Below are 9166 nucleotides of genomic sequence, written 5' to 3' on the forward strand. Positions count from 1 at the left end.
GAAGAGGAAAAGGGGAAGGGGGCGGTTTTCGAGAAGAGGAAAAGGGGAAGGGGGCGGTTTTCGGGACTTGGTTTGATATTCTCTAGCGAATACGATCAATCTTTCTTTAGCCAACTGATGGTATGCCAAGAATCAAACGTGCCGATGAAGCAGGCTGTGCGAAAAATGACCCCCTCCCCCTTTTCTTTCCTGGGTTTGTTTCCGCAGCACGACTCTTTTAACGCAGTCGCACCTACGCGGGAGACGAAAGTCGATGGCTAATCGTTCTTCGAATGAAACCTTCATTCTCTATCCAAACCCAGCTTTATCCCGGCACACCCTTTCCCCTTTTCGGTCGCTCGTTCATCGCTACAGGACATTGTGTGAGAGCAAGAATCCATGCAATTGAATTGCATTTCGCCCAATACAAAAACGTTCTTGTTCGCTATTATACCAATCCAGTGGCGACCGAGACAATCGAACGAACACAGCTGGACCAATCTGGTTGCACAACAAAGCAGGTTTGTTTTCTGTGTCAGCAAACTTTTGTCGAACAAATTCTTGAATCGACTCCTGTCCTCCCAGCTTGTCAAGCAATTGTCCTCCAAAATAGTTACCCCAAAAGACACCCATTGCTTTTTGTTTTGGAAAGTTGTTGCGAATCCACTGTGCATGCATCATCTGTCGATCCAACGGAAGCTCATCTACACTTGCGGATGAAAAACCAATGCCAGCCAAGATTCGTGACGCCTGATCAACATCAATCAACCCGTATTGGGCATGCTTCTCAGATGCAAAGGCAAAATGCACTTCAATTAGTTCATTCACTGCTTCGATTGCTAAACTTCTTAATAGCGGTTCAGCGACCACAAGACTCAATGCTCCAGGAGTCTGAATCCCCCTCCAGTAGCCAGGCTTGGTAATTCCGAACGACAAATCCGTCTGTTTTAGAGTTTCCGCGAAACTCTCCCCCTGTTCATATGCATCTATCCCAATGGCTACTTGGGTGGTCTCGTTCATCGATTCAGCCCAAGGACATGGCTGTCCAAGAACAATCGCTCGCTCAAGGTTCTTTGATTTCGGTGGTGAATTCCATTCAAAGACTACAGATTTGGCTTTTCGTTTTCCAAATCGATCTAATGATCTCCAAAGTGGTATGATCTCGCCAATTGTTGGTGGATTGGCCTCGGAATCACTAAACGCAAATAAGCAAAACTGCAGGGTATCATCAATCCTCATACTACTGCTTTATAGCCTCCAAACAAAGGGCCTAAAATGTCTTCAAATAATGCTCGGCGTGCGCCATGGTAACCGGAGCCACCGCTAATGTTTACCTCAGCAACATGAACCAATCCGTCCTCGATCCATTGAATGTCTGGTCGTAGGCGGGACAATACGTTATTTCCGTCGACCAGAACTTGATTGGTTCGCACGGTGGTGTTCGTGCGGGCAACCATCGTAGCGCGAAGTCGCATTGCCAAATCGTGGAGGTCACCACCATGTTTTGCAGCACGATGAATATCCAGAGCATCTGGGCAAGCATTATGCACCAACAGCCCAAGCTCACCCACCTGATACACATGTTCGCCGTGGACTTCGTTATTGTAGACGGGTGTTGTTCGATCGTGAACCGTGACGCTAAGAACGGCAGCGATGCCGGTGGCCGCTTGCAACATCTCGCCTTCGTGCAGCTCCGCTAGTTCAACCCAATCTTGCCGGTCAACTGACCAAATTGGGTGGACCGTGGTGCCGGTGAGCGTTTCGATTTGACCATTGGGGCCGAGGATTTCGATGCTGGCTACTCGGTCGACTTGTCTGGTGACGAAACGGGCGGTGACGACACTGCCTTCACCTGCAGCGATCAGTGGGCATGGCTCGATCGACTCGACAAACGCTTCCCCGTGAACCTCAAGCTCCGGGAGGTTGATCGGCAGCAGTGCGCCAGCTTCGATGCCGTTGGCGGTGAGCCACGATGTCGGACGCAGGATTTCGGCATCGACCATTTGGCCGTCTTTCCGCTCGACGGTGAAGATGACCTTCGACCAGGTCTCTTCATCCGGATCGGGGAGGCTGTCGTCGTATTCCCATGGTCTTGGGTTCTTGGTCGGAACTCGCGCGCCAAGTGGTACGTCTTCGATCGGGATCTTGAAGGTCGTCGCTGTTTTTGCCGGAGCTTCTAAGAGAGCAACGGAACCATAGTGATCGGTGATATCGTCCAGGAATGAATCGTTGGCCCAGAGGGCGGACTGCAACTGTTCGCCTTGCGGCATTTCGCTGAGCGTGACGGAGAGGAAAAGGGGGGAGAGGAAAAGGGGGAGGGGGTCGTTTTTCGGGACTTGGTTTGATATTCTCTAGCGAATACGATCAATCTTTCTTTAGCCAACTGATGGTATGCCAAGAATCAAACGTGCCGATGAAGCAGGCTGCATCTATCATGCCCTTAACCGGGGCAATGCGAAAAATGGGAAAGTGCGAAAAATGACCCCCTTCCCCTTTTCTTCCTGCTTCCCCTTTTCTTCCTGCGAAAAATGACCCCCTTCCCCTTTTCTTCCTGTTTCCCCTTTTCTTCCTCTTCCCCTTTTCTTCCTCCCCTTTTCTTCCTCGCGAACAGATCGTTACCCAAACCCTGATGATTCCGTTCTGTGTGATAGTGATCAAGGAAGCTTCGAACCGCTTTTCGAGTCGCGTTCTCGCCAATGTCTATTGTTTGAGAGAACGGTTTGCCTCGTGTTTAATACTCGGCTGAGTTTTTTGACCGCACGCGAGCGATCATTTTGCTTGACTGGTTCTTCGAAATATTAACAGCGCAGCGGGAAGTACAACCAGATCGGCAACCAAGGCAATCACGATGACCGCTGCGGTGATAACGCCAAAGTACATCGACGGTGCAAAACTACCAAAAACGAGTACCGAGAAACCAGAGGCGAGAATCAGACTGGTGGCAATGATAGCGCGGCCGGCGCTGGACATCGACTTTTCGATCGCTTGCTCCAATGTTTCCCCGCCCGACATGTGAGATCGAACACTGACCAAAAAGTGACATGTGTCATCCACAACCAGTCCGAGCGCCACCGAAGCGATCATCACGGTGCCTGGGTCCAGGCGGATTTCGAGGACGGACATGAGCGCCAGGCCACAGAAGATTGGTAGCACATTGGGAATCATTGAAAACAGACCTAGCTTCCAAGAGCGAAGTAGCACGCACATCAGAATCGTGATCATAACCGCAGCCAATGTCAGACTGCGAATCTGGGCGTCCACGATGTACTTCCGCATGTCGTCGTATAGCTTCACGTGGCCGGTGTACTGAACCGAAATCTCAGGCGTATTGAAGTGCTCACGAATATAGGCGTCGGCCAATTCAGCTTGAGCGGCAAGCGAATCGGCTTCGGACAGCCGCACTCTGATTGACATTCGGCCGAGCGAATAGTCGTCAAGTACCAAACGATGAAGCAGTTCCGGATCGCGCCGCTCGACCGCGCGCAGGGCCGTCGCAACGCCGCGCGGAGTGCCTTCGCGATTCGGCCGGAACGGCTGAACTCGGTGGATCTCCCCAACCAAATCGACCAGGCTAAGTGTCTGGCCGACAGCCGGAAACTGCTCATGCCATCGCTGGAATTTACCAAGCTTGCTCAGGTTTTCCCATTTGAGCTGCCCGCCCTTTGGGGTGCGGATTACTGCTTCCAATGAGGCAGAACCCCCAAAGACCTCGTCAATCCTCTCCATATCCTTTCGAACCGGTGCATTCGGTCGGAAAAACGTCATTGGGTTCGCCGAGACGCGAATGGACGGTATCAGCACCGCAGTTACAAGCATCAGGATAGCCGCCGCAGCGAGTGCGCCTTGACTTAACCTCCGTGTCGGCCTCCCTAGCCATAGCAGAATCCGATCCGCACGGGTCTCACCATGAGAGTGAATTGCTGTTGCTGTTGAAGCTGACGCGAGCAGCAACAAGCAAGGTGTCAGAAGGATGGTCAGGACCAGCGCGATCACGGCACCGACTGCGGCGAGGATACCGAATTGTCGCACAGGCGCCATGTCGCACGCGGCCATTGCGAGAAACCCCACCATCGTCGTCAAAGTTGTAAACAAGCAGGGCGGCAGCAACTTATACAGGCTTTTGCGAATCGCAACGCGCGCGCTGCGGCCAAGCCGCCGCTCGCCTTGCCACGCGGAGACGAGGTGGATGGAGTCGGCAACACCAATGACCATGATGACCAATACCAAAGCAGACGTTAGGAATGTCATTCGCCATCCCAGTAACCCCATGAGTCCCAGTACCCAGACCGCCGTTACTCCGACGATGATCAGAGGCACAAACGCCGCAATCCAAGTCCGAAACAGAATGAAACAAAATAGGGCGACGACGAGGGCCGCGATGGGCGTGACGAGAAGGAAGTCACGTCGGGCAGCTCGGAAAATAGCGTCGTTGATAGCTGGCGTTCCGGCCAAACCGTAATCCACCGAGCTGGGAAACTGCCGCTGGACAATCGCCCGGACTTGTTTGACGAGTTCAATTTCTCGGTCGACATCAATGGCCTCCTCGCTAGGCATAATGACAACCGAGGTTGCCGAGCCGTCCTTGGCAAGCAGGCTGCCAACCACAAATCGAGAGCGGAGAGCGCGGGTGCGAAACTCGTCGATCTCTTCCGCAGTCTGTGGTAACTGGCCGCTGCTTGTTTGGGCAAGTCGCACCCCATTCAGGCGACCACCCTCATTCACCAAAATTTCGGCATTGGTAATTGACATCGCTCGGTGAGCTAGCGGCAATGTAGCGATTTCGTCAGTGAACTTGTCAAGCTGATCTAGGAATTGGGACGCAAACACATCTTCGGGAAACAGCCCGACGACAATAAACTGTTCCTTGCCAAAACGATCGCGAAAGTCATGATAGAGCTCGATCTGCGGATCACCATCGAGAAACCACACTTCGACCGAGCTGTCGAAGCGGACACCGCTTGCACAATAGGCGGACACCAATGTGATTGCAAGCGTAACGACAAGTGTATGAAATCGCCAACGAATTGCCAGATCGGGCAAGCGATCACGCCAAATACCGAGCCAGGAAAATTTCGATCCACCCCGGCGAGAATCAAACAGGCTTCGCATTAAATGGAACTAGCTTTCTTCTCTTGGTCGGACAGATTCAAACCATGCCGGTTTTTTTCAGGTAGTCGATGATCAGCTGTACGGTGTATTCGAGCGGCGGCTCGGGACAACTGCCCGGTGCCAGCTGGAGCGCGTTCTGGAATTTGGCGGTAGCGTACCGTTTCTCCTCCATCTCCGCTAGCTTCTTGAAGTTCCGATTGATAAAAGGCACCAAGGGATAAAGCGGATCCTCGCGGGTACAGTTTTCGTTGACGTGCTCGATCAGTCCATCCAGGCTGCATTCTCTCATCTCATAGCCGTAACACCGCGAGATGCATTCGCAGATCTGAGACATGTTGTAGTAATTGTTTGCAGTTACATGAAACGTATCGTCCGTCGCCTCGTCGCAAAGCGAGACAGCGACGATGTTTTTCGCCGCAATATCGGCGGGAATGAAGCTGAGTTGGTTTCCGCAATTCGGCCGAAGCCCGTATCGTATCAGGTACGAGAAGACTCGCGACACAATGTCTCTTTCTACAAAGCTTCCGGTGGTGGCGGCTGTTAATAGTGAAGGCCGAAAAACCTTGACAGGTAGCCCACGGCGCAAGGCCTGGTAAGCCAACCGTTCGGCAACCCATTTTGATTGGGCGTAACCGAAATTCAGCGCGCCTTCGGGTGGATCGCACTCGGACTCGCCGAGCACCTTGGTTGACGTCCACCCCGCAACGAAGGTCGTCGAGATCAGATGCAACCGCTTCAGCTTTTCCGATGCACAAAAGCGGATGATTTCCTCGCAACCGCTGACGTTTGCCGCAGAGAGTGAGTCATACGACCTGATGTAGTCGACTTCGGCCCCACAGTGATAGACCGTACCGACCGTCTGTGCCAAATCGCTCCAGTCCGTTTGACTCAGGCCGAGTCGCTGCTCCGTTAGATCCCCACAGACGACCTTCACGCGTTGCTCTACCAGCCTAGCGAGGTCAAATCCATTGCCGCTTCTTCCAAACGGAACATTCGCCTTCTGGAGCGCCTCGATGATTCGTTCCCGGCCTGCTTGAGCGTCAGTGGATCGTACCAGCGCCACAATTCGCCGATCCGTGCTCAGAAGAAGGGAATTCAACAGGAAGGCCCCAAAAAAACCAGTCGCACCTGTCAGCAGAATGTCGGCGGTATCGTAGTTTTGCGGAGCGGCCTGAGCAGGTTGTATGTCTAAGGCGAGCTCTCCGTCGGCAAGCATTTGCTCCTGTTCGTTTGCTGCGATCACTCCAATCCGCTCACGCGCTACATCGCGCAGGAACTGAATTTCGTCGCTGCCAAAGGACGAATCTTTGAGCCTGGGCAACAACAATCGCAATTCACCGACCGAGAGCTTGTTGATAATCCGCATGTCGTATTGGAATTCCTCGACGTCAAGTCCCGTCCGCTCAGCACCTCGCAAGAGTTCCAATTGCAACTGCGTCAGGGTCAAAGAATCGAGGCCCGCGTACTCCACCGACTCGTCATCAGGCAGGCCTTCGATTTGTTGCAGTATCGAGGAGATGTCACCATCGCCGGCACTGGACTGGCGAGATCGATATTGGCGGATCGGCTCGATGAGACCGGAGTCCCAGTCGCGACGGCATGCGCTTCGGGCAATTTTTCCGGAGGTCGTCGTTGTCAGCTTGCCGCGGGGAATGAGCGCAGTAACGCCCGGTCGTACACCCATATGCTCGCCAACCGCTTGTGCTACCCTGCGAAGGTCGATTGGGTTTCCACAATCTTCGATCAAGATCACGATCTCTTCGGAGACGCCGTGAGTCGTCGAACCGAAAGCCGCCACAAGACTGCGGCCCGTTCGGTTTAGCGTTCGTTGCGTGATCGATTCCACGTCGATCGGATAGATATTTCGGCCTCGAACCAGAATGACCTCTTTCAACCGCCCGGTAATGTAAAGCTCACCATCGAGCAAGAAGCCAAGGTCTCCGGTGCTCAAATAGGTATTGCCATTGCCCTCGCTTTCAAAGGCCGCAGTGAACAACGAGTGGGCTTCTTGATGATTGCGTCCCCAGTACCCATTGGTTACCGACTCTCCCCGGAGCCAGATTTCTCCAACGCCACCGTCAGGCATTTTCGCCCTTTTGTTTGGATCGACAATGTGAAGCTCGACACCGGGCAGGGGGAATCCGCAGCTCATAATCGGCCGCTGCGTCGGCCTATGATCGTGTCCCTGGGTTGCCGGCAGATGACACTCGGCAGAATCAAACACGCGTCTGCCACCGCTGGTCACTGCCAGGGTATGCTCGGCAAGTCCATAGATCGCCACCAAGGCGTTTTGCTCAAGTCCACATTGTGAAAACCGATCGGCAAATGCATCCATCGTGACGGGGTCAACCGGCTCGGCGCCATTCATCATCAGCCGAATACTACTCAGGTTAAACTCGTTCAGATCCCGATCCGAGATTTTTTTGTCGCGGAGGCAGTATTGATACCCAAAGTTGGGAGCGCAGGTGATCGTCGCCGCCTCGGTCGTGATCGTTTCAAACCATAGTTGTGGACGCTTTAAAAAGTCGGCCGGTGACATGAGATGGGTCACGCCTCCGCGGACAATGGCGAATAGATAGAATCCTATCAGTCCCATATCATGATGAAATGGCAGCCACGATACACCGCAACAACGACCGTCATTGATATCGGGCAAAACGTTGCTGTTGTGAATGATGTTCTCATGCGTCACCATCACGCCGCGCGGCAAGTCAGTCGACCCGGACGTGTACTGGATAAAGAGCGTGTCACATTGTGACGTCTGAAAATGGTCCTGACTGCCTTTCCACTTATCGGTGGCAATCCATTCCATTGGGCGAGAGGAAGTCGGAGCCGATCCGTTAAGTCGCTGCAGTCCGTCGCTGACGGTCAATACAACTCGCGCATCGCAGTCGGCTTGCATATGTTGAATCCGCTCGGCCGCTGCCCGCCCTGACATGCGGTCGGGCCAAGGCGCGGGTGCTGGAATCGCTCCATTCTTCACGCAGGCCATAAAGGCAATGATGCCTTCGAGTCCTGATGGGTAGATCAGCAGAACCGGTTCGCCCTGATGAACGATATCGCGATCAGCCAACTGTTGCGCTACGAAGTTGACACGGGCATTAAACGATTCACAGTCGTAAGATTCCGTGATGTTCCCATGGGTGTCGCGGTAGGTATAAAGCAACGCTTCAGGAGTTTGGCACGCCCAGTGTCGCAGGAGGCTGGTCAAAGTGTTCATCAGCAGGTCGTTTCATCAGATTAGGTGTCATTGTCTTCACAGCCGATCGGACGATGTCAAATCGTCGTCCAGTTGCGTTCGAATGTTGTTCCGCTGCATCGATCGAGGATGTACCGAGTGCCAAGGGCTATCCGGCTTCCTCCATGCAGGTCGATTCTCGATTGCCGTGTTGCAATTCACACTACGTGCGCTAGTTCGAGTATCGCAGCCTCTACCAGAGCTTTTCGTTTGACGAGAGCACCCATCCTAGTTGTCCACTTCCGCCCCGTCCACTTCCGCCCCGTTCGGCGTTTAGGCAAGCCGGCAGAAGGGCGACGATGATGACCACCGATTAGGTCATTTTGGTCGTCACCCTCATTCAGATCAAAGTGAGTGTGGTCGCATCCCTGCTATTCAGATGGCATCCAACCTGTACGGCTCGCGTAGAGCCTGTGAACAAAACAGCCTCTTCTCGAAGCCATTTCGGTGCTCAATTCATGGTTCTCTAGATCACTGTTTTTGGTGTGAGTCACCTCCGCTCCATGCAGAACAGGACCAGACCAACCGAAAAATCTACCTAACAGGCCCGGGGGAAAGAAGGGGGGAAAGAAGAAAGAAGGAGCGGAAAGAAGGCGGAAAGCAGGAAGAAAGCAGGAACAAAGCAGGAACAAAGCAGGAACAAAGCAGGAACAAAGCAGGAACAAAGCAGGAACAAAGCAGGAACAAAAAAGAAAGAGCCATCCAAACTCTATTGCGCAAAAGAAAAAGAAGGAGCCATCCAAACTCTATTGCCTTACAAAAAGAAGGGGCCATCCAAACTCTATTGCCTTACTGCTTGGGATTTGCTAGAATTCTCGCTCATCAAGTCTTGTCCAGGAG

The 9166-nt window shown here is 53.1% G+C and carries 6 protein-coding genes; 2 read left to right on the top strand and 4 right to left on the bottom strand.

The features are described from left to right. A partial coding sequence (locus tag CA13_RS35850; protein ID WP_419194989.1) for a hypothetical protein occupies positions 1–261 on the top strand: 261 nt, incomplete at its 5' end. Between the two features lie 87 nt (positions 262–348). Here CA13_RS35850 and CA13_RS29470 read toward each other — a convergent pair. The 4 genes from CA13_RS29470 to CA13_RS29485 form a co-directional block, all read right to left on the bottom strand. Next, entirely contained in the window at positions 349–999 is a 651-nt protein-coding gene (locus CA13_RS29470; protein ID WP_146402759.1) for a hypothetical protein, read from the bottom strand. Between the two features lie 215 nt (positions 1000–1214). Beyond that, entirely contained in the window at positions 1215–2249 is a 1035-nt protein-coding gene (locus tag CA13_RS29475) for a polymorphic toxin-type HINT domain-containing protein (protein WP_146402761.1), read from the bottom strand. 499 nt (positions 2250–2748) lie between these two features. Next, on the bottom strand, positions 2749–5088 hold the full coding sequence (locus tag CA13_RS29480) for an efflux RND transporter permease subunit (protein WP_146402763.1): 2340 nt from the start codon (positions 5086–5088) through the stop codon (positions 2749–2751). 37 nt (positions 5089–5125) lie between these two features. After that, entirely contained in the window at positions 5126–8308 is a 3183-nt protein-coding gene (locus CA13_RS29485) for a thioester reductase domain-containing protein (RefSeq protein WP_146402765.1), read from the bottom strand. 397 nt (positions 8309–8705) lie between these two features. Here CA13_RS29485 and CA13_RS35855 point away from each other — a divergent pair. After that, a partial coding sequence (locus CA13_RS35855) for a hypothetical protein (RefSeq protein ID WP_419194990.1) occupies positions 8706–9166 on the top strand: 461 nt, incomplete at its 3' end.

Source organism: Novipirellula herctigrandis (genome assembly GCA_007859835.1).
GTDB classification, from domain to species: domain Bacteria; phylum Planctomycetota; class Planctomycetia; order Pirellulales; family Pirellulaceae; genus Novipirellula_A; species Novipirellula_A herctigrandis.